The sequence below is a fragment of the Dyella sp. M7H15-1 genome (assembly GCF_004114615.1).
Lineage (GTDB): Bacteria > Pseudomonadota > Gammaproteobacteria > Xanthomonadales > Rhodanobacteraceae > Dyella_B.
In genome coordinates, this window is sequence record NZ_CP035300.1 from 1,784,810 (window position 1) to 1,809,137 (window position 24,328).

Annotated in this window: 23 protein-coding genes; 10 read left to right on the forward strand and 13 right to left on the reverse strand. The window is 59.7% G+C overall.

The genetic code is table 11. The features are described 5' to 3' along the window. Positions 1-10 precede the first annotated feature (10 nt). The 4 genes from EO087_RS08390 to EO087_RS08405 all read left to right on the forward strand — a co-directional run bounded on the left by EO087_RS08390 (position 11) and on the right by EO087_RS08405 (position 3,510). Positions 11-802: an SDR family oxidoreductase gene (locus EO087_RS08390; RefSeq protein WP_128898475.1), complete on the forward strand. Its 792-nt coding sequence runs from the start codon at positions 11-13 to the stop codon at positions 800-802. Between the two features lie 66 nt (positions 803-868). Further along, positions 869-2,323: an aldehyde dehydrogenase gene (locus tag EO087_RS08395; RefSeq protein ID WP_128898476.1), complete on the forward strand. Its 1,455-nt coding sequence runs from the start codon at positions 869-871 to the stop codon at positions 2,321-2,323. Positions 2,324-2,413: 90 nt separating this feature from the next. Continuing rightward, positions 2,414-3,082, forward strand: coding sequence for a carbonate dehydratase (can, locus tag EO087_RS08400; protein ID WP_128898477.1), 669 nt, complete (start codon positions 2,414-2,416; stop codon positions 3,080-3,082). Then, positions 3,079-3,510 (forward strand): Rid family hydrolase, encoded by a 432-nt coding sequence (locus EO087_RS08405; protein ID WP_128898478.1) that lies wholly within the window; start codon positions 3,079-3,081, stop codon positions 3,508-3,510. The genes can and EO087_RS08405 overlap by 4 nt, the downstream gene beginning before the upstream one ends. 70 nt (positions 3,511-3,580) lie before the next feature. On the opposite strand, the gene EO087_RS08410 is transcribed toward EO087_RS08405, so the two are convergent. The 4 genes from EO087_RS08410 to EO087_RS08425 all read right to left on the reverse strand — a co-directional run bounded on the left by EO087_RS08410 (position 3,581) and on the right by EO087_RS08425 (position 7,489). Then, positions 3,581-3,820 carry a hypothetical protein gene (locus tag EO087_RS08410; RefSeq protein WP_205744337.1) on the reverse strand — a complete coding sequence of 80 codons (240 nt, stop codon included), beginning with the start codon at positions 3,818-3,820 and terminating at the stop codon, positions 3,581-3,583. 191 nt (positions 3,821-4,011) lie between these two features. Continuing rightward, on the reverse strand, positions 4,012-4,791 hold the full coding sequence (gene hutG, locus EO087_RS08415) for an N-formylglutamate deformylase (RefSeq protein ID WP_128898479.1): 780 nt from the start codon (positions 4,789-4,791) through the stop codon (positions 4,012-4,014). A 24-nt stretch (positions 4,792-4,815) separates the two neighbouring features. Next, positions 4,816-6,201, reverse strand: coding sequence for a glutathione-disulfide reductase (gene gorA / locus EO087_RS08420; protein ID WP_343132790.1), 1,386 nt, complete (start codon positions 6,199-6,201; stop codon positions 4,816-4,818). A gap of 28 nt (positions 6,202-6,229) precedes the next feature. Continuing rightward, positions 6,230-7,489 (reverse strand): FAD-dependent oxidoreductase, encoded by a 1,260-nt coding sequence (locus EO087_RS08425; protein ID WP_128898480.1) that lies wholly within the window; start codon positions 7,487-7,489, stop codon positions 6,230-6,232. A 384-nt stretch (positions 7,490-7,873) separates the two neighbouring features. On the opposite strand from EO087_RS08425, the gene EO087_RS08430 reads away from it, so the two are divergent. Further along, positions 7,874-9,235, forward strand: coding sequence for a hypothetical protein (locus EO087_RS08430; RefSeq protein WP_128898481.1), 1,362 nt, complete (start codon positions 7,874-7,876; stop codon positions 9,233-9,235). 226 nt (positions 9,236-9,461) lie between these two features. Here the strand turns inward: EO087_RS08430 and EO087_RS08435 are convergent, their stop codons facing one another. Further along, on the reverse strand, positions 9,462-10,193 hold the full coding sequence (locus EO087_RS08435; protein WP_128898482.1) for a hypothetical protein: 732 nt from the start codon (positions 10,191-10,193) through the stop codon (positions 9,462-9,464). A gap of 601 nt (positions 10,194-10,794) precedes the next feature. Between EO087_RS08435 and EO087_RS08440 the strand changes: the two genes are divergently transcribed. From EO087_RS08440 to EO087_RS08450, 3 genes are all read left to right on the forward strand, one after another. After that, positions 10,795-11,364, forward strand: a complete 570-nt coding sequence (locus EO087_RS08440; protein WP_240669002.1) for a C40 family peptidase — start codon at positions 10,795-10,797, stop codon at positions 11,362-11,364. Positions 11,365-11,434: 70 nt separating this feature from the next. Next, positions 11,435-12,544, forward strand: a complete 1,110-nt coding sequence (locus EO087_RS08445; protein ID WP_164931798.1) for a serpin family protein — start codon at positions 11,435-11,437, stop codon at positions 12,542-12,544. A gap of 46 nt (positions 12,545-12,590) precedes the next feature. Continuing rightward, positions 12,591-13,022, forward strand: coding sequence for an organic hydroperoxide resistance protein (locus tag EO087_RS08450; RefSeq protein WP_128898484.1), 432 nt, complete (start codon positions 12,591-12,593; stop codon positions 13,020-13,022). A gap of 65 nt (positions 13,023-13,087) precedes the next feature. On the opposite strand, the gene EO087_RS08455 is transcribed toward EO087_RS08450, so the two are convergent. Both EO087_RS08455 and EO087_RS08460 read right to left on the reverse strand, forming a co-directional pair. Then, entirely contained in the window at positions 13,088-13,576 is a 489-nt protein-coding gene (locus tag EO087_RS08455; protein WP_128898485.1) for a peptidylprolyl isomerase, read from the reverse strand. Between the two features lie 38 nt (positions 13,577-13,614). After that, entirely contained in the window at positions 13,615-14,847 is a 1,233-nt protein-coding gene (locus tag EO087_RS08460; RefSeq protein ID WP_128898486.1) for an MFS transporter, read from the reverse strand. Between the two features lie 196 nt (positions 14,848-15,043). Between EO087_RS08460 and EO087_RS08465 the strand changes: the two genes are divergently transcribed. Both EO087_RS08465 and EO087_RS08470 read left to right on the forward strand, forming a co-directional pair. Further along, the gene (locus tag EO087_RS08465) at positions 15,044-16,363 is read left to right on the forward strand and encodes a DEAD/DEAH box helicase (RefSeq protein ID WP_128898487.1); all 1,320 of its coding nucleotides are present in this window, start codon (positions 15,044-15,046) and stop codon (positions 16,361-16,363) included. Positions 16,364-16,518: 155 nt separating this feature from the next. Beyond that, positions 16,519-18,369, forward strand: a complete 1,851-nt coding sequence (locus EO087_RS08470; RefSeq protein ID WP_128898488.1) for a DEAD/DEAH box helicase — start codon at positions 16,519-16,521, stop codon at positions 18,367-18,369. Between the two features lie 173 nt (positions 18,370-18,542). Here EO087_RS08470 and EO087_RS08475 read toward each other — a convergent pair whose 3' ends face one another. The 6 genes from EO087_RS08475 to cyoA all read right to left on the reverse strand — a co-directional run bounded on the left by EO087_RS08475 (position 18,543) and on the right by cyoA (position 24,320). Continuing rightward, the gene (locus tag EO087_RS08475) at positions 18,543-19,070 is read right to left on the reverse strand and encodes a hypothetical protein (RefSeq protein WP_128898489.1); all 528 of its coding nucleotides are present in this window, start codon (positions 19,068-19,070) and stop codon (positions 18,543-18,545) included. Positions 19,071-19,355: 285 nt separating this feature from the next. Then, on the reverse strand, positions 19,356-20,183 hold the full coding sequence (locus EO087_RS08480; RefSeq protein ID WP_128898490.1) for an SURF1 family protein: 828 nt from the start codon (positions 20,181-20,183) through the stop codon (positions 19,356-19,358). Between the two features lie 228 nt (positions 20,184-20,411). After that, complete coding sequence (gene cyoD, locus EO087_RS08485; RefSeq protein WP_128898491.1) at positions 20,412-20,798, reverse strand: cytochrome o ubiquinol oxidase subunit IV; 387 nt, start codon at positions 20,796-20,798, stop codon at positions 20,412-20,414. Then, positions 20,795-21,409 (reverse strand): cytochrome o ubiquinol oxidase subunit III, encoded by a 615-nt coding sequence (gene cyoC, locus EO087_RS08490; RefSeq protein WP_128899864.1) that lies wholly within the window; start codon positions 21,407-21,409, stop codon positions 20,795-20,797. The genes cyoD and cyoC overlap by 4 nt, the downstream gene beginning before the upstream one ends. Positions 21,410-21,416: 7 nt before the next feature. Further along, positions 21,417-23,408: a cytochrome o ubiquinol oxidase subunit I gene (cyoB, locus tag EO087_RS08495; protein WP_240669189.1), complete on the reverse strand. Its 1,992-nt coding sequence runs from the start codon at positions 23,406-23,408 to the stop codon at positions 21,417-21,419. Positions 23,409-23,420: 12 nt separating this feature from the next. Continuing rightward, positions 23,421-24,320 carry a ubiquinol oxidase subunit II gene (gene cyoA / locus EO087_RS08500; protein WP_240669190.1) on the reverse strand — a complete coding sequence of 300 codons (900 nt, stop codon included), beginning with the start codon at positions 24,318-24,320 and terminating at the stop codon, positions 23,421-23,423. Positions 24,321-24,328 lie beyond the last annotated feature (8 nt).

A 24,328-nucleotide genomic window follows, 5' to 3' on the forward strand; every position in this document is an offset into this window, starting at 1 on the left:
AGGAGATCGCATGGATTTGAATCTGAGTGGCCGTCATGCACTGGTGTGCGGCGCATCCCAAGGCATTGGCCGCGCCACGGCCATCGAACTCGCCGAGCTTGGCGCCGATGTCACCTTGCTCGCACGCTCGATCGATCAGCTCAAAGCCGTAGCGGAAAGCTTGCCACGCAAGCACACCGCGCAGCGTCATGACTGGCGCAGTGTCGACATGCAAGACACCCAAAGCCTGCAAGCCACTGTGGCAGACATCGTTGCGGCACGTCCGGTACATATCCTGATCAACAATACCGGCGGCCCACCCGGCGGCCCCGCACATAGTGCGGAGCCGGCCGCGTTTGAAAGCACCTTTCGCCAACACCTCATTGCCGGACAAGTGCTGGCGCAAACGGTGCTGCCAGGGATGCGTGCCAGTGGTTACGGGCGATTGGTGAACGTGATTTCCACTTCGGTGAAGGAACCCATCGCCGGGCTCGGCGTGTCCAACACCGTACGCGCAGCAGTCGCCGCCTGGGCGAAAACCTTGTCCGGTGAACTGGCTGCCGATGGCATCACGGTCAACAATGTGTTGCCCGGTTATACCCGCACAGCGCGACTGGATGGACTGCTGGCGGTGCAATCGCAAAAGAGCGGGCGTAGCGAAGAGGAGCTAGCGAAAGAGATGGCCGCCGCAGTTCCCGCACGTCGTTTTGGCGAGCCAGGGGAAGTCGCGGCGATGATCGCATTTCTGTGCACCCCTGCAGCCGCTTACGTCAATGGTGTAAGCATTGCGGTGGATGGCGGGCGCACGAAGGCCTTGAGTTAGTGATTACACAAACACATACAGCACCGTCCGGTGCATTCCCTCCCCGCAAGCTCTAAGCTTGCAAGGATGCCAACCACACGCCTCGCCAACCTCATTGACGGTCGCCTGCAGGCGCCACTGGACAACCGCTGGCTCGACATCCATGAGCCCGCTACCGGCGCGGTCTTCGCGCATTGCCCAGACTCCACCGCTGCCGATGTCGACGCCGCCGTACAAGCAGCACACAAAGCCGCGCCGGGTTGGGCCGCAACGTCTTCGGAACAGCGAGCCCGCCTGCTGCATCGACTGGCCGACCTGATCGAAGCCAGGCTGGACGAATTTGCGGCACTGGAGTCACGCGACAGCGGCAAGCCGGTTGCGTTGGCGAAACGCCTGGATATTCCGCGTGCCATGTCCAATCTGCGTTTCTTCGCGGCCGCCGTGATGGCGTGGGATAGCGAATCGCACGCGATGGAAAGCGGTGCGATCAACTACACCCTGCGTCGTCCGCTCGGTGTCGTGGGCTGCATCAGCCCGTGGAACCTTCCGCTGTATCTGTTTACCTGGAAGATCGCGCCAGCTTTGGCCAGTGGCAACGCCGTGGTGGCCAAGCCTTCCGAAATCACGCCCTGTACGGCGGCACTGCTTGGTGAGCTGAGCATCGAGGCGGGCTTTCCACCCGGCGTGCTGAATATCGTGCAAGGTCGCGGCCCGACCACCGGCCAGGCAATCGTCGAGCATCCGGCCGTCAAGGCGGTGTCCTTCACCGGTAGCACACGTACTGGCGCCAGCATCGCCGCCACCGCTGCGCCACAATTCAAGAAAGTATCGCTGGAATTGGGTGGCAAGAATCCCGCCATCGTTTTTGCGGATGCCGAGCTGAACGACGAGAACCTAGACACCATCGTGCGCTCCGGCTTCGCCAATCAGGGGGAGATCTGCCTGTGCGGCTCACGCCTGCTGGTGCAGCGCTCAATCTACGACAGCTTCCGCGAGCGCTATCTGGCGCGTGTGCAAGCCCTGCGCGTCGGCGATCCGCAAGAGTCGTCCAGCGATCTGGGTGCACTCGTGTCGCGCGAACATTTCGACAAGGTGATGGGTTGCATTGCCAAGGCGCGCGAGGAAGGTGGCCAGGTGCTTACGGGTGGCCACACCCTGACACCACCCGGCCGTTGCGCCAAGGGCTGGTTCGTCGCCCCCACCGTGATCGATGGCTTGCCGAACAACGCCGCCACCAACCAGCAGGAAATTTTTGGCCCGGTTGTCACGCTGATTCCCTTCGATGATGAAGCCGAAGCGATCGTCATCGCCAACGGCACCGGCTACGGACTCGCCGCTTCGCTATGGACGACCGATTTGTCGCGCGCCCATCGCATGGGCGCACAACTGGAATTCGGCATTGTGTGGATCAACTGCTGGCTGCTGCGCGACCTGCGCACACCATTCGGTGGCAACAAGCAGTCCGGCGTGGGTCGCGAAGGCGGTGCGGAAGCGCTGCGCTTCTTCACCGAGCCGCGCAATATCTGTATTCGTTACGAGTAGGTTGGGGTGTAAGCCCCAACGACCCCATCCACATCCGTGCAACACCATGTGTTGGGGTTTGCACCCCAACCTACGCGAGAGATTCACACCTTGACCAATCCACTGCAAGCGCTGATCGACAGCAATCGCCGCTGGTCGGCGACAGTAACCAAAGCCGACCCACACTTCTTCGAGCGGCTCGCCGAGCAGCAATCACCCAAGTATCTGTGGATCGGTTGTTCCGATTCGCGCGTACCTGCCACGCAGATCGTAGACCTGCCGCCCGGCGAGATCTTCGTGCAGCGCAATGTCGCCAACGTGGTCTCGCATAGCGACCTCAATTGCTTAAGCGCCATCCAGTTCGCCGTGGATGTGCTCAAAGTGGAACACATCATCGTCGTCGGCCATTACGGCTGCGGTGGTGTGCAGGCAGTGCTGGACGAACGCCGCCTGGGCCTGGTGGACAACTGGCTGCGCCACGTAGGCGATGTGGCACACAAGCACGTCGACATGCTCAACGCGCTCAGCTCGATGCCCTTACGCAACACGCGCCTGTGCGAGCTCAACGCTATCGAGCAAGTTGTCAACGTCTGTGCCACTACCATCGTCATGGAAGCCTGGGAACGTGGGCAGAAGCTTTCCGTGCATGCGTGGTGCTACAGCCTGTCCAACGGACACATGCACGACCTGGACATGCACGTGAATTCACGTGAATCCCTGCACCCGAACTACAAACAGGCGTTGCAGCAGGTGATACGCCGCGCGGGAGAACAACGATGAGCGACGTGGTACGCACCGATGCCGCACCAGCCCCCGTTGGCGCTTACCCGCATGCGCGACGCGTAGGCGACTTGCTGTTTCTTTCAGGCGTGGGGCCGCGCCAGCCCGGCACGAATGCCATCCCAGGCAATGTCCATGACGCACAAGGTAAGCTGGTCAACTACGACATCGAGCAGCAATGCCGGCAGGTTTTCGCCAACGTCCGCGCCGTACTGGAAGCAAGTGGTGCACGTTGGGAACATCTGGTCGATGTCACCGTATTCCTTACCGATATGACACGCGACTTCCCTGTCTATAACCGTCTCTACGCCGAATACTTCAAAGGCGTGGACGCTTGCCGCACCACGCTGGGCATCACCGCATTGCCCACGCCCATTGCCATCGAGCTGAAGTGCATCGCGGCGCTGCCATCGTCTTGCGCTTCGTAATCCGTGCACTAAAAAACCCGGCTGGCAGAACCAACCGGGTTTCTCGGTATACCGAACCGTATTACAACGATTACTTCCCAGCCGTGCTGTTGGAAGCAGGCTCGCCGCTGGAAGCGGGTTCGCTGCTGGCAGCCTTTTTGGTGTGCGTCTTGTGCTGGCTGGTACCGGACTTCGCCTTGTGATGCTTGGCCGGAGCAGCGGAGGTCGACGGAGAAGCCGGAGCAGCCGAAGACGTATCCTGGGCGAACACCGAACCAGAGAGGGCCACACCTGCAACAAGCAGAGAAGCAATCGCAAGTTTACGCATCATGATCATGAGCCTCGAGATTTTTGATTGTCACGGACCCGGCCGGAACCCGGCTCACGCGGGCGGCGTGACGGGCGTAACAATGCCTCGGTCTCGGCATACCGGAACTGAACGGAATGAAGAAAATCACGCGACTTGCTCATAAATTGAGCAATCAACTCGAACTAGGCATGCCCAGCCATCTTTTGCCGGAATCAGCTCAAGCACTGCCGCAATAACTTGCGAAGAATATCCTGTACCAGAGCCGCCTTGGTGGCATCCCAGGCGAAGCTGTCCTCGTCCATATACCGGCATTGGGACAGCTCAAGCTGCACCGCTTGCATCCCTTCCTCGGGCTTGCCGTAATGTCGGGTGATATAACCGCCCTTGAAGCGCCCGTTCACTACGAAGTCGTAGCGGCGTTGAGCCTCCATTACGTGGGTGAGGTTCCGCTGCAGATCGGAGCCACAACTGACCCCGTCGGCGGTACCCAGGTTGAAATCCGGCAGGCGGCCCTCGAACAGCATCGGAACATGGCTGCGAATGGAATGCCCTTCCCACAACACCACCTGGCCATGTTGAGCCTTCAACCGGGCCATTTCCTCGACCAACGCTTGGTGATAGGGCCGCCACCAGCAGTCGATCCGTTGCTGGATTTCCTCGGCACCCGGCTCCTGCCCGTCCAGATACAGCGGCTCGCCATCAAAACCGATGGTCGGTACCAGCCCAGTTTCGCGTCGGCCCGGATACAGCGCTTGCCCGCCAGCGGGGCGATTGAGGTCGATCACATAACGCGATGCCACCGGCTTGAGCACACTGGCGCCTAGCTCTTCGGCCAACGGCTCGTAAAGCTGCGCCACATGCCAATCGGTATCAGGCGAACGGCGAGCGGCCGAATGCAGACGTGCAGCCAGTTCGTCGGGAATGTAGCTACCGTTGTGCGGCAGGCTGATCAGCAGCGGAGCGCTGCCTTGTTTGAGGGTGAAAGTATCCATCCCCGAAGTTTGACCCGTCTGCGCTCAATGCAGCAATAACAGCTCTTCCGCTGCCGTGGGGTGAATCGCAATTGCTGCCTTCAGATCGCGCCAATACAGACCCTTCTGCAACGCTACCGCAAAGCCTTGCAGCAGTTCATCGCTGCCAGGCCCCAGCACATGGATCCCCACTACCTTGCGGTCCTCGCCCACGCAAACCAGTTTCACCATGCTTTGCTCGGTGCGTCCCGCCACCATCAGCAGCAAAGGCGTATAGCGACCGCTGTGCACACTCACCGCATCACCATAACGGGCATGCGCTTGCTGCTCGGTCAGGCCGACTGTGCCCATGGGTGGCTCGGAAAACACCACACTGGGAATGGTGGTGTCGTCGAATTTTGCATCCGCACGGCCATTGACCAGCCGATCGGCGAGTGCGCGCCCAGCGGCTACCGCTACTGGCGTCAACGCTTTGCGGTCAGTCACATCTCCCACCGCATAAACACCCGGCACGTTGGTGTTCTGGCATGCATCGACAAGCACATGCCCCTCTTCATCGCGGGCCACGCCCATCTCTTCCAATCCCATATCGCCGCTATGGGGCACACGACCGACAGCCCATAGCACGGCATCGTAGACCCCGTGTTCGGCGCCGTCACCCGTTTCCAATGTCACCTCACCAGGCTTGCCGCGTGCTGCTTTGATCTGTGTACGGCGAAGCATACGGATACCTCGTGCCTGCATCGACGCGGCCAGCGTTTCGACCAGCTCATGATCGAAGCCCGCCAGCAGATGTTCGCGCACAAACACATCCACCTTGCATCCCAAGCCATGCATCAGGCAGGCAAACTCCACTGCTACGTAACCACCGCCGACGATGGCGATGTACTTCGGCGGCGCATCCAGGGTAAAGATGTCATCCGACAGCATGCCAAGCTCAAAACCCGGAATATTCAACCGACGCGGACGCGCACCGGTAGCGATCACGATGTGCGATGCGGAGCACTGCAAACCTTGTTGGGTGGTGACGGTATCCGTTGATACGAAACGCGCCACCTGCGGCACCACATGTATGCCCGCCGTATCCAGCCGTGTCGCATAACGTTGGCGAATGCCGGCAATGTACCGATCGCGCAGTTGGCGAAAGCGCGCCCAATCCAGCGACATCGGTGCGACATCAAAACCGATGTCGGCAGCCAAGCGATGCATCTCGGCGATCTGCGCGGCGTACCACATGGCCTTCTTCGGCACACAACCGCGATTGACGCAGGTACCGCCCAACGCATCCGCATCGAACAGCGCCACGCGTGCACCTAGCCGCGCACCATGCTGTGCAACGCTCAATCCACCCGAACCCGCCCCCAGCACGATCAGATCGAAGCATTCGCTCATCATCATCTCCTTGGCGGGACTGCAAAGTGCCGCAACCACAGCGTGCCTCAACTACAACACGCCTCCATTACAAACGGAACCGCGCAGGCAAATACAGTGAAGGATCGATGGCGGGTGTCGTACCGCCAAGTTGCGCGGCGACCAATTCACCGGTCGCTGCCGACATGCTGACGCCCAGCATGCCGTGCGCCGTCGCCAGATGCAGGTTCGACCAACGAGTACTCGGACCAATGATTGGCACTTCATCCACACTCATCGGGCGCCAGCCCCACCACTCTTCCTGCAATTGCGGCCCTTCCGGCTCACGCAGGCCAGTGGCTGCACCACGGCGCAAGGCTTCGATGCGCAGACGATTGAGCCCTTCGGTGTAGCCGGAAAACTCCATCGTGCTGCCCAGACGAAAACCGCTTTCCCAAGTCGTGACACACACCGATACGTCGCGCAGCACCAGTGGATGGCGTGGGGCAAGCTTCGGGCGAGTATAAGTCAGTGAATAGCCCTTGCCCGGTTGCATCGGCAAGCGCAGACCAAGTTTCTGCCCGAGCTGTGGCGACCATGCACCCAACGCGAGCAATACGCGATCACCTGCAAAATCGCCTCGACCGGTACCGACGCGAACAATACGTGCTGCATCGGTATCGAAGCGTTCGACCCTGGCTTCGGTTTCGATCACACCGCCGCGCTCACGCACCAAGCGCGCCAGCTCGGCTACGTAACGATCCGGTCGCAAGCACGCGTCGCCGGGATGGAACAAGCCGCCCTTCACACCGGGCTTGAGTGCCGGCTCCATGGCCTCGACGTCATCGCCACGCAGGCGCTGTACGGAAATGCCGAGGCGTTCGAGCACCTGCACGTGATGGTGCTCATCCTCGGCCATTTGCCTGGACTGGCGATACACGTACATCACACCGGATTCGACGAATTCGCAATCGAGCTTCTCGTGCTGGATCAGCTCGCCCAACAGATGCCGTGAACGCTGCAGGATAGCTGCCCGCGCTTGCGTGGCACGCTCGAAATCACGCCAATTGCAATGCCGTGCAAAACCCAGCAGCCAACGCAGGCGCGGGCCATCGAAACGGGGATTGAGGTAAAGCGGCGCGTTGGCGTGAAACATCGAACGCAGGGCGACGCCCAGCATGCCCGGCATGGCTAGCGGCGTCGCATGGCTGGGGGTGATCGTGCCGCAATTGCCATGCGAGCTGCCGCAGCCGGGCATGCCTTGCTCCAGCACGCGCACGCTTGCGCCGCACTGCAACAGATAAAGCGCACAAGAGAGGCCGACAACACCGCCACCAAGGATCAAGACATCACTGCGGGAAGCATACATCGCGCCATTGTAGCGAGGCCCGGGCCGGAGCTTACAAGGATAGGGAATGGGGCTTGCCCCGAATGGCGCTTACTAAGCCCCTCTCCCTTCGGGAGAGGGGTTGGGGTGAGGGTACGGTCGGAGTGCAATAACAAACACTTGTGCAAGAAACGATCACCGCGCTCCACCCGAACCCTCACCCCCAGCCCCTCTCCCGAAGGGAGAGGGGCGTGTTCCGCGCATTGCAATCGACGAGCAAGCGCTTATGTAAGCGCCATTCGGGCCTGCCCCCCTCGCGGCATCCCCAAGCGAGCAGTCGTTGCCCAGTAACCGGCGTTATGGGTACTTGCGCCAGACCCAACATCGTCGCACGCTGGTGTCGCGCAACCACGGGTCCCCACTCCGATGCGTACGGCGATAGCGATGTGCCTATGTTGCACCACCGCGCTACTGGCATCCATCAGCCTGCGCGCGCAGCCTCCTGCACCGGCAAGTTCCGCACCATCGAGCACGCAGATACTCACACGGTTCGGTGCCGCGCCAAACGGCCTGGTTCGCTACACCTACCTCACCTCCGTGATCCCCCTGCTGCAGAGCGACGACAAATCGCTCGCACAGCAGTTGCTGGCCACGGTGGACAGCGAATTGGGCCTGTATAACGAGGCGGTGATGGCGTTCCCGTTCGACAACCGCATCGCGCCCCCACGCTCCATGCCATTGCCGAATGTGGATGACTGGCAGGGTGTCGACGCGGCCGACGCGGTGGCGCAAGCGGCTGCCACGCGCAACATCGTGATGGTCAACGAAGCCCATCACGATGCGCACACGCGCGAACTGACGCTGGCTTTGTTGCCGCGCCTGCGGGCACTGGGCTTTCGTTACTTTGCCGTCGAAGCACTCAGCGACAAAGATACCGACCTGATGCAGCGCGGCTACCCCACCGACAAGTCAGGCAGCGAATACCTGATGGAACCACTCTATGGCGAAATCATCCGGCAGGCGATCCGGCTCGGTTACACCATCGTGCCGTATGACTCGGACAGTGCGGACATGAACGACCGCGATGCCGCCGAGGCGCATACGCTTTACGAAAAAGTGTTCGCCAAGGATCCGCAAGCGAAGCTGTTCGTGCACGCGGGTTATGCACATATTGACAAAGCGGCCGGCAACCTGGACGGCGATATCCAACCCATGGCCATGCAGCTCAAACGCCTGACCGGACATGACCCGCTAAGCGTGGATCAGGTGCAGTTTCGCGATGTGGCGGTAGGCGGTCTCGATTTCGGCTTTTACAGCACGATGATCGTGCGCTTTATGCCGCAAGAACCGATCGTGCTGCGCAATCGGCGCACAAACGCGATCTGGACCTCCGATCCCACACGTCACGACATCACTGTCATCTTGCCTCCTGCCGCTGAACGCGATGTGGATATCAACGGTGAGATGAAGACGGAAGTATTGGTCCGTAAAGTCGTGTTTCCGCGCTTTCCCTTCGACGTAAACGAAAGGCCGGATTGGTTGTCGCTAGGGCATAAACGCACGCCGTTCCGCATCGATCTCGATGTGTGCCACGGACAATTGCCCTGTGCCGTTGACGCGTATTACCCCCATGAACCGGACACATCCGTCCCGGCCGATCGCTATACGTTTACCCATTCCCATTCGCATAACGAACTCTACCTTTATCCGGGGCGCTATCGCCTGCGTGCCTGGAATGCCAGCGGTACCACGCTGTCGGAGCAGACGATCGACGTACCCGCACTCTAATGTGGTGTCTCCTCACTCGCCTTCTTGGCACTCTTGCTCAGAAGATCGTAAGCACGTCTGCTTCGCCCAATGATCCAAGTTAACGAAAAGATTGCAAACAGGCTCTTAGGAGGGAAAATGCTATCCGCATAGGAATGCGGTTTTCAAAGACCACTGTGACCACACTGTGACCGGCAACTACGCAACAACGTCGGTAGAGACCACTGTCCGGCGCGGGCGCCCTGGGTCATCGCACTTTCTTCGTTGTTGTAGGGGGCATCATGTCAAAATTGCGAATGGTGCTGAACGCCCGCTCCTCTAATTTCTTTGCGTCCTCCTCAGACCCGTGGGCCCTGTGGTAGTCCGCCGCCAACAACTTCTCGAGGCAGTTGTTGCTTATTTTGCTTCTGGGGCTTAGATAGCGTTCTTCCACCCAATCCTGGCAATTGTGTTTGACGGCCTCCACATATGCATCTGCTGTGGAGTACCGAAGGGGGTGTCCTAGTGGGAGTTGATTTGTTGGCTCGCCTGAGCGAGCCCCCGGGGGGGCAATTGTTTTTTCGGCGGCGAGCTTGCGCTGGGGATTCAGGTATTTTGAGAGGTCTTGTACGCCGGAAGGCAGGAGGGGGGTCGACACGGAGGTTGTTGCCTGGCTGGGTCGACTCGCATTTAGGGACATTAGGCCCTTTTCCTTTTCTACGAGTGGCGTAATCACCTGTTGTATTTTCTCGGCGTTCGTCAGACCGCACCAGTTCCCCGAAAAAAATCTGCTGACTGCAGCTTGAAACCTCTCGCCGCCATTGCTGTATCGCCGTTCTACTGTAAGCTCACCGGTTAAGGGCACCGTCAAGGTGTAGTTACGGCCGTTATATGCGATGTTGCTGACTTGGTTGCCTGCGGCGTCAGCCATGGTGTTGGAAACGTCAATGCCTGCCTTTATGAGGGTGGGGTTTATCCGCAAATTTATCAAATCGTGCATGGTCGTGACGCAGCTCTGGCATGGGGGGTAATTGTTGGTTTTGATCTGGTGATGTTCCAGTGATCCGTCCCAGTATCTCTTCACTAAACAACGCTGACGATCAGGTGTTTACCTGAAAGGTTTATGCATCCAGGACACCCACGCGTTGCAGAAAGATGCCGTCTCACTGACACGATTCGATAACCCCGAGCAACTGCCTCTCGTAGCCCATCCGCTGCAAACGCTCGGCACGCAGTGCCGTCATCTGGCCCCAGACGTCGCTACCCAGTGGCAGCGCATCTATCACCCACGCAGAAGATGGAGAAGAAGGGGACATCCAGCGGCAAGTGAGGGACCACCCGCTCGGGGCGAAGAGTGCTCCGCCGCGTCCTACGGCGAGGTGCCATGCTCTACATCCCGCCGGATGCCAATCCACCTCGACTCCCGCCTACCACACTAGGCTTCCCTTGAACTCGCCAAGGCCGCCAGCACCAGGCAGCCCGATGCCGCCACCGCCTGCCGCTGGTAGGGCTCTTCAGCCAAGCTCCTCTAGTTCCTGAGAACTTCCACCCAAGCCATTGATTTGATATAACCTCGACGCAAACACCGCCGAGGTTTTTATATGCCCCTGGCCAACATGGGCGATACCGACGAACACCGATCGACCGGATATAGGTTGCGCCAAGCCGCACTGATCGGCCTGTTGTTGCTGCTGACCGCCTGCGCCAGCTCGCCACGCCGCGAGGCCACCTTCAAACCCTCGCGCTCGGGGCTTGCCGACGAGCCGGCGCGGGCGCCAGAAAACGCGATCGGCACCGCCAACGATGTGCTGTTCCGGGCCATGGCCCTGGTCGGCACCCCCTATCGCCATGGTGGCAACACGCCGGCGGGCGGTTTCGACTGCAGTGGCCTGGTGGACTACATCTACCGCAACGCCGCCAACATCTTGCTGCCGCACAGCTCGCGTGACATGGCCTCGATGAATGGCGCCAAGGTGCGCAACATGAACGAGCTGATCAGCAGCGACCTGGTGTTCTTCCGCATTGGCGGCGATATCGGCCATGTGGGCGTCTACGTCGGCAAGGGACGCTTCGTGCACGCGCCGAACAGCGGCGGCACGGTACGCCTGGACGATATCGATGGACCGTACTGGCGCGATCACTTCGCCTACGGCAAGCGCCTGCTGGACTGACGGGGGGCACTATCGATCACCTGGGATCTCGCCTACGATCCACATCCATTCCCTGCGGAGGCATGCAAGCATGCGCATGCAAACAATGGTTCTGGCATTCCTGTTTTCGTTGTCCTGGCCGCTGTGGACGGAGGCCGCCATGCCAAGCGACGCGTCCCTTGGTTTCGCACTGCTCAAAAAGGTCAGCGCCGAGCATCCCGACAGCAACGTCATCATTGCCCCACGCAACATCCGTACGGCACTGGCAGCCGTGGCTACTGGCGCAGAGGGCCAAACCGAGGAGCAGATCGTCGCGCTCACCGGCGAGTACAAAGACATCGACAACACCTCGCTCGGTTCTGCCCAGTCGGCCATGGATATCTGGGTGGCGCCGGTGGAAAAGCTGTTGCCCGCTTTCGCCGCCGGCCTGCCTGGCGTGCACGTGCAAAGCACCCGCCCGCAGGCAGCGCCTGCCGCTATCAACGGCTTTGTGAGCGCGCATACCCACGGCATGATCACGCATGTGCTGGATCAGGTGCCAAACACCGGCATCGTGTTGACCGCGGTGTTGTACTTCAAGGGCATCTGGCAAAAACCCTTCGACAAAAACAACACGAAACCAAGGCCATTCCATGTCACTCGCGACAAGACGGCCGACGTCGACACGATGTTCCAGGCCAGCGAGTTCGACTACGCCGAAAACGACAGCGGCCAGATCATCCAATTGCCTTATAGCGGCGATGATCACTTGGTCATGACGGTATTTCTGCCCAAGCCAGAGGCCAGCGTTCAGTCGTGGCTTACCACCATCGACGAAATATCCTGGAAAGCGATGCTTGGCGCACTGCATCGGCAATCCGGCTCGTTGCAGATACCCAAGCTGAAATCCACGTTCTCGACCACGCTGGGCGATGAATTGAAGGCGCTCGGCGTGCGCCGCGCCTTTGCCAACGACGCGCAATTCAACGGCATCGTCGAAGGCCGCAACCTGCAGATCAGCGAGATCCTGCACAAGACAGCGTTCGCCATGGATGAGGTTTCCACCGAGGCATCGGCGGCGACTTCGATCATCCTTAGGGCCGCCGCCATGCGGAGACCGCAGCCGCCGTTTTCGATGATCGTCGACCGGCCGTTCTTCCTGACCATCGGCGACCGATCCAATGACCGCATCCTGTTTGTAGGGGTCGTCAACGCACCGTAGGTTGAAGTGCAACCCCCAGCCCGCTCACCACAAGCGAGACCCGTCCATGAACAAGCCCAGCAAAATTCTGTACACCGCTACTGCCACCGCCAAAGGTGGCCGTGAAGGCCATATCCACAGCAGCGATGGCGTGCTGGATTTCGACCTGAAGGTGCCGAAGGAACTCGGCGGCCCGGGTGGCCAGGGCAGCAATCCGGAGCAGATGTTTGCCGCCGGCTATGCCGCTTGTTTTGAAGGTGCGGTGCGCTATGTGGCGCGCGAAAAGAAGGTCACTTTGAAAGAAGCTTCGGTAACCGGCCACGTTGGCATCGGTCCGCGCGAGCCGACGGGGTTCGGCATCACCGTAAAGCTGGAGGTGAGCCTGCCCGATATGGATCACGCCGCGGCGCAGGAGCTGGTGGATATTGCCCATCGCGATATCTGCCCGTATTCGCACGCTACGCGCGGCAATGTGGATGTGCAGATTTCGCTGGTTTGATTTCCAAACACCAACGGTTGCGTAGGTTGAGGTGAGCGCATGCGAACCCCAACCATTCCCGTCAATCAGTGCGCTCCAGCCCCCGGCGGATGCGCATGACCATGCTGAATTTCTTCCTCGGTCGCGTCACGCACCTCCTGGATCGCCACGTCGAAGTTCAGCGTCTTGCCGGCCATCGGATGATTAAGGTCCACGTCGATCGCGCTCATGCCGACCTTCAGCACTGTCACCGCGCGCTGACCACCCTCTTTGAGCGCCAGCATCGTCACCATGCCAGGCTTCAAGTGCTTGACGTGGTGGAAATATTTCTTCGACATGCGCTGAATTTGGCCTTCCTGACGCTCGCCATATCCTTCAGCCGGAGAGAGTTCCACCTGCAGCGTATCGCCGGCAGCATGATCTTCCAGCGCCTTCTCCAACCCGGGAAAGAGCTGGCCATGGCCCAGCAGAATCCACAACGGCCGCCCGCCCTCGTCGTGCGAGCTTTCAAGCTTCTCGCCGTCCACGGCAAGCGTGTAGTGGAACGCGATGACCTTGTCCTTGCCAGCCTTCATTGCCTGTCTCTCGGTAGAAGCGAAAGGGAGCGATTCTATCAGCTACGCGGCTGGCCGAACCCGACTCCACGCGCCTCCGGCCCCAGCCACACCAGCAGCACCAGCAACAGCGCCACGGCACTGATCCATAGCGACATCACCAGCGGCAAGCCCAGCCCATTCTGGCTGGCCAGCCAGGACTGCGCCGTGGCTGTGCCCGCCGCGATCAGGTTGCCCATCTGGTAGGCAAAGCCAGGCAAGGTACCGCGCACCGCATCGGGCGACAGTTCGTTGAGGTGGGTCGGCACCACCCCCCAGGCACCCTGCACCATCACCTGGATCAGGAACGCGCCGAGCCCCAGCAGCACAAAGGAACTGCCATACGTCCACAACGGAATCACCGGAATGGCGAGCAAGGCCGATATGATCATGGCGCGGCGGCGACCGATCTTTTCCGACCACGCACCAAAGCAAATACCTCCCACCAAAGCGCCAAGATTGAGCAGAGCCACCAGTAGGAACGCCATGCTCGAACCGGTAGGCAGATGCAGGTTCACTTCTTCGAACGTGTGATACATGTCCTGCGAGCCATGGCTGAACATGTTGAACGCCGCCATCAAGCACATCAGGTAGATGGCGAGTTTCCAGTGACCGCGCATGGCGTCAAACAAACCTTGCTTGTCGTGCTGCGCCTGGCGGGCTTCCCATGCCGGCGATTCCGGCACCTTGCGGCGGATATACAGCACCAGCAATGCCGGCAGCGCGCCGACGACAAACAGCCCGCGCCAGCCGATGTGATCCACCAACAGCCAGTTCACCAGGGCGCCAAGGAAGAAACCGCAGGGGTAGCCGCTTTGCAGCAACCCCGATACCAAACCGCGCGACTTCGGCGGAATCGACTCCATCACCAGCGACGCGCCTATGCCCCATTCACCACCCATGGCCACCCCGAACAGAAAGCGCGTGGCCAGCAAAACGGTGATGGTCGGTGAAAACGCGGTGGCCAGCTCGAACACCGAAAACAAAATCACGTCGATCATCAACACCGGCCGGCGCCCGTAGCGATCAGCCAAGCGCCCGAACAAAAAAGCACCCACCGGACGGGCCGCCAAGGTCAGCCATACGCCTAGGGTGACCAGGGTGTGATCGACACGAAACTCGTTCGCGATGCCAACGATCACGAAAGTGAAGATGAAATAGTCGAAAGCATCGAGCGTCCAGCCCAGGAAACTCGCCAGCACCGTATGCCGCTGCTCGTCGTTCAACTCGCGCAAGGCTGAAAGGACGGACATGCCAAATTCCCGATAAACGAATGCACGAGGCTATCACTTTCGACCTCGAACGCCGATGGCGAATACACCCTTCGTGTATACTCCGCCCGCGGGTACGCCCGTCCGGGCGAGGCGTTTTCCCTAACGCCCCCGTTATTACCTACCAAAACAGCAACGCGGTTCTGCATTAAAGCTCCGGGTTGCACAGGAGCATTTCATGTCATTCGAGTCGCTGGGCCTGGCCCCTGCGTTGCTGCGTGCGCTTGCCGAACAAGGCTACGCCGAACCCACCCCCATCCAGGCCGGAGCCATTCCGGTGGTACTGGAAGGCCACGATCTGCTGGCCGCCGCACAGACCGGCACCGGCAAGACCGCTGCCTTTTCGTTGCCCCTGCTGCAGCGCATGTCGAATAGCGCGCCCGCCGGCACGCGCCGTCCGCGCGCGTTGATCCTCACCCCCACACGCGAACTCGCCGCGCAGATTCATGGGAACCTGCGCGACTACGGCAAGCATCTGCGTACCAGCAGCGCGGTGATCTTCGGCGGCGTGAGCATGGGACCGCAGGTGCAGGCACTGCGCCGCGGTGTGGATATCGTCATCGCCACGCCAGGTCGTCTGGTCGATCACATGCAGCAGCGCACGCTCGACCTGAGCGGTATCGAGGTGCTGGTGCTGGATGAGGCGGATCGCATGCTCGATATGGGCTTTCTGCCCTCGCTGAAGCGCATCGTCGGCGCATTGCCCAAGCAGCGCCAGACGCTGCTGTTCTCCGCCACCTTCGCACCGGAAATCAAATCGCTGGCGATGCAGTTCATGCAATCCCCACGTGAAGTATCGGTAACACCGGCCAACAGCGTGGCCACGACGGTCAGCCATCAGGTGTATCCGGTGGATGGTCCACGCAAGCGCGACCTGCTGTTGCACGTGCTCAGCGAGGACAGCCGCCGGCAAACGCTGATATTCAGCCGCACCAAGCATGGTGCCGACAAGCTGGTGCGCTACTTGGAGCAGTCCGGCCTGCACGCTGCCGCCATTCACGGCAACAAGAGCCAAAACGCGCGCACCCGCGCGCTCGCCGATTTCAAGAGCGGCCGCGTTACCGTGCTGGTCGCAACGGATATCGCCGCGCGTGGTATCGATATCGATCAGTTGCCCATCGTGATCAACTACGACCTGCCAATGGTGGCGGAGGATTATGTGCATCGCATCGGCCGTACGGGTCGCGCGGGTGCCGAGGGCGTCGCGCTGTCGTTGGTGAGCCACGAGGAATCTGGCCTGCTGCGCGATATCCGCAAGCTGCTCAACCAGGACATCGCCATTGTCGAAATGCCTGGTTTCGAACTTTCCGCGCCGCTGCGCCTGGATGCGCATGCACCACGCCCCAAGCAGGGACAGCGCCAGCCGCGTCCGCAACGCCAGGGTGGTTCGTCGCATCGTCCGCACGGGCATGCTCAGCAGAACAATGGTGGTGGCGAGCATGCGATGGGAAATCGCAAGCGGCGCTCGCGTGGTCGCAGGCCTGCGGCGAAGGCTTAAGGCAACGCTGACAAACGGTTCTTCATGCTCTTGTTCCTATAAATGCATCAGCAGGGATGCTCTGATCAGAGCATCGCAAGGTATGGCCGCTGCGGGCTGTTACAATAGTGCCCATTCTCCTGCATGCCTTCGCGCATGCCCCGTCGAGGTTTCCCATGTCGCCCCCGTCCCCTGACTCCGAACCAGCCTTCGCTGGCTTCTCTGCGCTTGCGCTTACGCCGGAAGTGCTGCGCGCCCTGACCGACGTGGGCTACGAATCACCTTCGCCGATCCAGGCCGCAACCATTCCGCCGTTGCTGGAAGGGCGCGACGTATTGGGACAGGCGCAGACGGGTACCGGCAAAACCGCCGCATTTGCGCTGCCGATCCTTTCGCGCATCGAAATGCGTCCTGGCAAACCACAAGCGCTGGTGCTAGCACCGACGCGTGAACTGGCTATCCAGGTTGCAGAGGCATTCCAGCGCTATGCCGCGCACATGCCCGGTTTCCAGGTGCTGCCGATCTACGGCGGACAAAGCTACGGCCCGCAATTGCAAGCGTTGCGTCGCGGCGTGCATGTCGTGGTCGGCACGCCGGGGCGCGTGATCGATCACCTGGATCGCGGCACGCTCGATCTCTCCGAACTGCGCTTCATCGTACTGGACGAGGCCGATGAAATGCTGCGCATGGGCTTTATCGACGATGTGGAAAAGGTGCTGCAGGCCACACCGCCACAGCGCCAGGTGGCATTGTTCTCCGCCACCATGCCGTCACCGATCCGCAAGATCGCCCAGCGGCATCTGAAGGACCCGGTCGAAGTCACCATCAAGGCAGCCACCACCACCGCGGCAAATATCCGCCAGCGCTACTGGTGGGTAAGCGGCATGCATAAGCTGGATGCGATGACGCGCATTCTGGAAGCAGAACCCTTCGACGCCATGATCATCTTCGCCCGCACCAAGCAGGCGACCGACGAGCTGGCAGAAAAACTGCAAGCACGCGGACTAGCCGCAGCGGCCATCAACGGTGATATCGCCCAGCCGCAGCGCGAGCGCGTGATCCAGCAGCTCAAGGACGGCAAACTCGACATCCTGGTGGCTACCGACGTCGCGGCCCGCGGCCTGGATGTGGAACGCATCAGCCACGTGCTGAACTACGACATTCCCTATGACACCGAAAGCTACGTGCATCGCATTGGCCGCACCGGCCGGGCCGGACGCAGCGGCGAAGCGATCCTGTTCGTGACCCCACGCGAGAAGGGTATGCTGCGCGCGATCGAACGGGCTACGCGCCAGCCGATCGAAGAGATGAAGCTGCCTACTGTCGAAGCAGTGAACGATCGCCGCATCTCCCGCTTCAAGCAAAACATCAGCGACACACTGGCAGTGGGTGGCCTAGGGCAGTTCCAACAGCTTATCGAGCAATTCGAACAGGAACACAACATTCCGGCGATCGAGATTGCCGCCGCGCTGGCACGCATCGCCCAAGGCGATCGTCCGCTGCTGCTGGAGCCGCCAGCAAAACGCGAACACTCGCGCGAGCGTGAAACACGCCCCAGTCATGGACATGATGGTGACAGCCGGCGCCCTGCCCGCGAACCGCGCTATCGCGACGGCGATCAGCGCGAGTTCGCGCCGCGCCAGACACGTCCGCACGCCACGGAAGCCGGCAAATGCACTTATCGCATCGAAGTAGGCCATGAACACGGTGTAAAACCCGGCAACATCATTGGCGCCATCGCCAATGAAGCCGGACTGGAAAGCCAATACATTGGCCGCTTGAGCATTCGTGGCGACTACAGCCTGATCGATCTACCCGAAGGCATGCCCGCGGAAATCTTCCAACACCTGAAGAAAGTGTGGGTGAACCAGCAGATGCTGCGCATCAGCGAATGGGATGGCAACGACGACAGCGCCGGCGAACGTCCACCGCGCAAGCCGGACTTCAAACCGGCACATGCACGCGGCCATGGTGGCAAACCGCGTCCGCATGGTCATGGTGGCGGTAAGCCACCGCGGCGAAAGTGAGTCTGCTCCGCCATTGAGCGCTGGGAAGACTCACAACCCGACAACATGTGTTGCTGTCGTCTGAAAATTGAATACTCATGTCGCCACCCTCTGAGCATGGCGGTATAGTGGAATTTCCAACGATTCCCGATCGCGTCACGCGACAGGAGAACAACCACGGGACTAGCATTGCGTTAGCTATGGACATCAATGCATTCCGAATCCATATCGATGTAGCCAGATCCGTCATACATCCAGGTTCTTGAGCAGTAGTCTCCGGCTGTCATCTGTTTTTTGGGGTCCGGGTTGTTCCATGTGCAAGTAGGGCTGGTGGCATAGGCGGGAAGGTTGAATTGATCGCAGTTCGCGATAGTGCCATTCGGTCCATATATCTCTATATGAAGCTCTGTCAATTCATAGTCATCCCAGTTGATGCCGGTGCCGCTTATGCTATTGATCTCAAGGCCGGCACCAATGACTTGGGTGCATTGTTGGATTGCGTAGAGAGGGTTTGGATTGCAATCGCTGGCGCTACGGGGAATCACGGTCATCCCATGACCAAAGGCGCCCTCTAAGCTATTGTTGTATTGCGTGGATTGTTCCGGAATGACCGTTTGAGCTATGGCTGTAGTCATTGGCAAGGCAAAGCTCGCTGCTAGTGTTGCTATGCCGGCCGCCAGCCGGACTTGTAATGCGGATGGAAACTTGTTTGATAAAAGCATGATCACACTCCTCAGATAGTAAAAGGATGATCTTTTTGAATAAGTGCCTGATCGTGCGACGATCCTTGATGCATTGCGCTTGGTGTCACCGTGCGAATTTGTACAGTGAACGCCATTTCCAAGCCGTCACTGACGTGTCGAAGCATCCGTCATCTCCCTGTCCCCCTTTCGGATACTTCTACGTACGCGCTGATCGCCTTCTTGGACGGCCAGGCGGAATCGTGCCGAGGAGGGGTCACGGAATCAGGTTAGTGCCATTACCCTTAACAGCTCGCGCGCCGGCCTTTACAAAACCTTCTTTGGACCGCCGCCCTGATTCACGCCTTCAGCTTCGGGTCTGCCGGAAGAACGGCGCAGCTTGTACTCGTCATACCCCACATAAATAGCACCTCCCAAAGTCATCAAGGCCAGCAGATACCAGGTGATCAGGTAGCTGAGATGATTGTTCGGGAAGTTGATAACGGTCGTACCGCCTTGCGGCCATGAGTGTGCGGTGGATGCTGACCCTGCAGGCGCCACGTCCTGATCGATGAAATACGGCGCAACTTGCGTGAGTCCACGCGCCGCGGCAATGACCGACACATCACGTGTATACCAGCTATTGTGTGCCGGATCGTTGCGACGGAACAACGTGGATGGCTCGGACATGCGCAGCAAGCCTGTGATGGTGGTTTCGCCCACCGGTCCCGGCGCACAATGACCATCGCGCCCACACCAGTCTTCGGGCACAAAGCCGCGATTAATCAACACCAGGGAGCCATCGGTCAAACGCAGCGGTGTCACCACCCAATAGCCGCTGCCGTCGTCGGAAGCTGCCCAAATCAAGGTTTGGCGGTCATGAAGAAACACGCCGGTTGCCTGCACGTGTCGATACTCGTCATGCTCGGCATTCACTTGCGGCCATTGGTCGTGGCTGGGCGGCGCAATCGGCCGCGCATGCACGCGTTGATCGACGCGAGCGATGAGGTCGCGTTTCCAGGCGAGGCGCCGCACCTGCCAGTTGCCCAATTCGACGAAACCGACGAACAGACAGATGGCAAGGATTGCAAGCAGCGTCAGGGCAAATGGACCACGAGGGTCGCGTGTGATGTCTTCGGCATCTGGGGGAACCATGCGCCTAATCATCGCATGTCACATAAGGCAACGCTGAATAAGTATCGCCGTCGTCATGACACCTGGAAGGCCCGCAGGGTGTGTTGCGTGGCGCGGGGAAGACTGGCCGTCTTGCCAAGCCGCGCGGCACACCCTGCAGGCCTTCCAGGTGTCACCCCATCATTTTAAATTCAACATGTTGGGGCCAGTCCTGTCTGGTGACGACGGCGATACTTATTCAGCGTTGCCTTAAGGCAAATTGCGTGGATCCCGCATCATCGACGGCATCATGTTGTTGTTGAGATGGAACATGATCCAGATAGAACCGCTCAGGGTGATCACCACCAACACGATGGTGAAGACCAGCGCCAGCATATTCCAGCCGCCTTCCGACTTGGCGTTCATGTGCAAGAAGTAGACCATGTGCACCACGATCTGGATGCCGGCCAGGAACAGGATCAAGGCATCGGCGGGGCCGGATTTCGCAAACGCTCCGCTCATCACCAACCAGAACGGGATGATGGTCAACAGCGCCGCCAGGCCGAAACCCGTGAGGTAGCCTTTTAGCGTGGCGTGAACGTCGCTGACGCCATCGTGCTCGTCGTGATCGTGCTGCACCTCGGCCTGCTCGCTCATGGCAGCGCTCCCATCAGATAGACGAAGCTGAAAACGCCTACCCACACCACGTCAAGAAAATGCCAGAACATGGACAGACACATCAGCCGGCGCTTGTTAGCAGGGATCAGCCCTTTCTTGCCCACTTGCACCATCAACACCACCAGCCAGATCAAGCCGCAGGTCACGTGCAAGCCGTGCGTACCGACCAGGGTGAAGAACGAGGAAAGAAAAGCGCTGCGCTGCGGCCCCGCCCCAATCGAAATCAGGTGCGCAAACTCGGTCAGCTCCAGGCCAATAAACCCGGCGCCAAGCAACCCGGTCACCACCAGCCACGCCATCATCGGGCCGCGCCGGTTTTGCTTCATTTCCAACACTGCGAAGCCATAGGTGATCGAAGAGAGCAACAGCAACGTGGTGTTGACCGCCACCACCGGCAACTCCAGCACCTGCGCCGCCGAAGGACCTCCAGCGTAGTCGCGACCAAGCACGCCGTAAGCCGCGAACAGGCACGCGAAGATCAGGCAATCGCTCATCAGGTAAAGCCAGAAGCCGAGCAGCGTACCGTTCTCGACGTGGTACTCGCCTTCCACATGGAACTTCAAGGGTTCCGGCGAGTCGCTCAGGGTCATCGTGGTATTAGACACGGGCGAGCAGCTCCGTGCGAGTCGCTTCGACCTGCGCCACTTCTTCCGCTGGAATGTAGTAGTCGCGGCGATAGTTGAACGTGTGGCCGATTGCCGTGGCCAGCAGTGCCACGAACGAGATGATCGCCAGCGGCCACATGTACCAGATCATCGCGAAGCCGAACACCGTGCTGATGCCTGCCAGGATGATTCCGGCCCCGGTGTTCTTCGGCATATGGATCGGCCGGAAACCACCCAGCGGCCGCTGATATTTGTGCTGCTTCATCTGCCACCACGCATCGCTGTCATGGATCAGCGGCGTAAAGGCGAAATTGTATTTCGGTGGTGGCGAAGACGTGGACCATTCCAGCGTACGGGCATTCCACGGATCACCGGTCTTGTCGCGCAATTGCTCACGCCGCATGAAGCTAACCGCAAACTGGATCAGCATGCACATGATGCCCAGTAGGATCAGGAACGCGCCGAATGCCGCGATTTCGAACCAGATCCGCAGCGACGGATCGTCGAAATGGCTGAGCCGCCGCGTGATTCCCATCAGGCCCAACACGTACAACGGCATGAAGGCGAAGTAGAAACCGATCAACCAGAACCAAAACGAGCATTTGCCCCAGAAGGGATCAAGCTTGAATCCGAACGCCTTCGGGAACCAGTAATTGATCCCGGCGAACAAGCCGAACAACACGCCGCCAATGATCACATTGTGGAAGTGCGCGATCAGGAACAGGCTGTTATGCAGCGAGAAATCCGCAGGCGGCACCGCCAGCAGCACGCCGGTCATGCCACCGATGGCAAAGGTCACGATAAAGCCCACGGTCCATAACATCGGCACTTCAAACGAAATGCGTCCGCGATACATGGTGAACAGCCAGTTGAAGATCTTCGCCCCCGTCGGGATCGAAATGATCATGGTGGTGATGCCGAAGAACGAATTGACGCTGGCGCCCGAGCCCATGGTGAAGAAGTGGTGCAGCCATACCAGATACGCCAGCACCGTGATCACCACCGTCGCGTAGACCATCGACGCATAACCAAACAGGCGCTTTTGCGAAAAGGTGGACGTAACCTCGGAAAAGATGCCGAACGCCGGCAAGATCAGGATGTAGACCTCCGGATGGCCCCAGATCCAGATCAGATTCACATACATCATGGCGTTGCCGCCAAGCACGGTGGTAAAGAAATTGGTGCCTGCGTAACGATCCAGCGCCAGCATCGCCAGCACCGCGGTAAGCACCGGGAATGCCGCCACGATCAGCACATTCGTGCACAGCGCCGTCCAGGTGAAGATCGGCATGCGCATAAAGGTCATGCCCGGCGCGCGCATCTTGATGATGGTGGTGAGCAGATTCACGCCGGACAACAAGGTTCCGACACCGGCTATCTGCAAGGCCCAGATGTAGTAATCCACGCCCGCATCCGGACTCGACACGATGCCGGACAGCGGTGGATAAGCCAACCAGCCCGTGCGCGCGAACTCGCCGATGAACAGCGACATCATCACCAGCACGGCACCGGATACGGTCATCCAAAAACTGAAGTTATTCAGAAAGGGGAAAGCCACGTCACGCGCGCCGATCTGCAACGGCATCACGAAATTCATGATGCCAGTGATCAACGGCATGGCGACGAAGAAAATCATGATCACACCGTGCGCGGTGAAGATCTGGTCGTAGTGATCCGGCGGTAGGTAGCCCACGTTGTGACCGAACGAGATGGCCTGTTGCGCACGCATCATCACCGCATCGGCAAAGCCGCGCAGCAGCATAATGATGCCCAGGATGATGTACATCACGCCGATCTTCTTGTGGTCAATGCTGGTGAACCATTCGTGCCAGAGATAACCCCATAGCTTGTAGTAGGTGATGATGCTAAAGAGAACGATCCCCCCTAGCGCCACCACGATGAATGTTCCCACCACGATCGGCTCGGGTAGGAACTCGTGCCATGTCAGACGACCGAAAATCAGATGGGTAAGGTCGGGATGCATCATGGACACCCGTTATTGTGAGTGGGTCGTTGGCATGGCTGCCATGCCGCTCATATCATGGCCGGAGCTCATCGCTCCTTCTTCGCCGCCCGGAGCTGCTGCCTTGTTATCCACGCAGACGCTGCCGGTCGGTACGCAATGACCCATGATGGCCATGAACAAACCCGGCGCCACGCCGTCGTAGTACCGCACCGGCACTTTCTCGCTGGGCTGGGCCAATTTCACGTATTCATCACGACTTAACTCGCCGCCGCCGGCTTTCACCTTCCGCACCCATTGGGCGAAATCAGCGTCGCTCAGACCGTGGAAGACGAAGTTCATGTGAGAGAAGCCATCGCCGCTGAAGTTCGCCGAAAAACCGTCGAATTGTCCAGGCTTGTTGATCACTCCCTGAAGCTGCGTTTCCATGCCCGGCATGGCGTAGATCTGGCCGGCAAGCGCTGGGATGAAGAATGAGTTCATCACCGTCGAGGCCGTGATCTTGAACTGGATGGGGCGATCCACCGGCGCGGCCACTTCGTTGATCACCGCCATGTTCTGCTCGGGGTAGATGAACAGCCACTTCCAATCCAGCGCCACCACGTCGACCTCCAGCGGCTTGGCGTTGGCAGATATCGCCTTGCCAGCCGCAATACGGTCCAGCGGGCGATACGGGTCAAGCTTATGCGTGCTGACCCAGGTCAACGCACCGAGCGCAATGATGATCAGTAGCGGCGCGGCCCAGATTAGCAACTCCAGCATGGTGGAGTGATCCCACTCCGGATCGTAGTGCGCCTTTTTGTTCGACGCGCGGTAATGCCAGGCGAACAGCAAGGCCATGATGATCACCGGCACCACGATCAACAGCATCAGGATCAACGAACTGATGATCAGATTGCGCTGCTGCAGCGCCAAATCACCAGCGGGCGACATCAGCACGG

Bases quoted from the DNA above. Each gene is read 5' to 3' on its own strand.
- EO087_RS08390 (WP_128898475.1), top strand. From the start codon at position 11: ATGGATTTGAATCTGAGTGGCCGTCATGCACTGGTGTGCGGCGCATCC.
- EO087_RS08395 (WP_128898476.1), top strand. From the start codon at position 869: ATGCCAACCACACGCCTCGCCAACCTCATTGACGGTCGCCTGCAGGCG.
- EO087_RS08405 (WP_128898478.1), top strand. From the start codon at position 3,079: ATGAGCGACGTGGTACGCACCGATGCCGCACCAGCCCCCGTTGGCGCT.
- EO087_RS08410 (WP_205744337.1), bottom strand. From the start codon at position 3,820: ATGATGCGTAAACTTGCGATTGCTTCTCTGCTTGTTGCAGGTGTGGCC.
- hutG (WP_128898479.1), bottom strand. From the start codon at position 4,791: ATGGATACTTTCACCCTCAAACAAGGCAGCGCTCCGCTGCTGATCAGC.
- EO087_RS08425 (WP_128898480.1), bottom strand. From the start codon at position 7,489: ATGTATGCTTCCCGCAGTGATGTCTTGATCCTTGGTGGCGGTGTTGTC.
- EO087_RS08430 (WP_128898481.1), top strand. From the start codon at position 7,874: ATGCGTACGGCGATAGCGATGTGCCTATGTTGCACCACCGCGCTACTG.
- EO087_RS08435 (WP_128898482.1), bottom strand. From the start codon at position 10,193: ATGCACGATTTGATAAATTTGCGGATAAACCCCACCCTCATAAAGGCA.
- EO087_RS08440 (WP_240669002.1), top strand. From the start codon at position 10,795: ATGCCCCTGGCCAACATGGGCGATACCGACGAACACCGATCGACCGGA.
- EO087_RS08445 (WP_164931798.1), top strand. From the start codon at position 11,435: ATGCGCATGCAAACAATGGTTCTGGCATTCCTGTTTTCGTTGTCCTGG.
- EO087_RS08450 (WP_128898484.1), top strand. From the start codon at position 12,591: ATGAACAAGCCCAGCAAAATTCTGTACACCGCTACTGCCACCGCCAAA.
- EO087_RS08455 (WP_128898485.1), bottom strand. From the start codon at position 13,576: ATGAAGGCTGGCAAGGACAAGGTCATCGCGTTCCACTACACGCTTGCC.
- EO087_RS08460 (WP_128898486.1), bottom strand. From the start codon at position 14,847: ATGTCCGTCCTTTCAGCCTTGCGCGAGTTGAACGACGAGCAGCGGCAT.
- EO087_RS08465 (WP_128898487.1), top strand. From the start codon at position 15,044: ATGTCATTCGAGTCGCTGGGCCTGGCCCCTGCGTTGCTGCGTGCGCTT.
- EO087_RS08470 (WP_128898488.1), top strand. From the start codon at position 16,519: ATGTCGCCCCCGTCCCCTGACTCCGAACCAGCCTTCGCTGGCTTCTCT.
- EO087_RS08475 (WP_128898489.1), bottom strand. From the start codon at position 19,070: ATGCTTTTATCAAACAAGTTTCCATCCGCATTACAAGTCCGGCTGGCG.
- EO087_RS08480 (WP_128898490.1), bottom strand. From the start codon at position 20,183: ATGGTTCCCCCAGATGCCGAAGACATCACACGCGACCCTCGTGGTCCA.
- cyoD (WP_128898491.1), bottom strand. From the start codon at position 20,798: ATGAGCGAGCAGGCCGAGGTGCAGCACGATCACGACGAGCACGATGGC.
- cyoC (WP_128899864.1), bottom strand. From the start codon at position 21,409: ATGACCCTGAGCGACTCGCCGGAACCCTTGAAGTTCCATGTGGAAGGC.
- cyoB (WP_240669189.1), bottom strand. From the start codon at position 23,408: ATGCATCCCGACCTTACCCATCTGATTTTCGGTCGTCTGACATGGCAC.
- cyoA (WP_240669190.1), bottom strand. From the start codon at position 24,320: ATGTCGCCCGCTGGTGATTTGGCGCTGCAGCAGCGCAATCTGATCATC.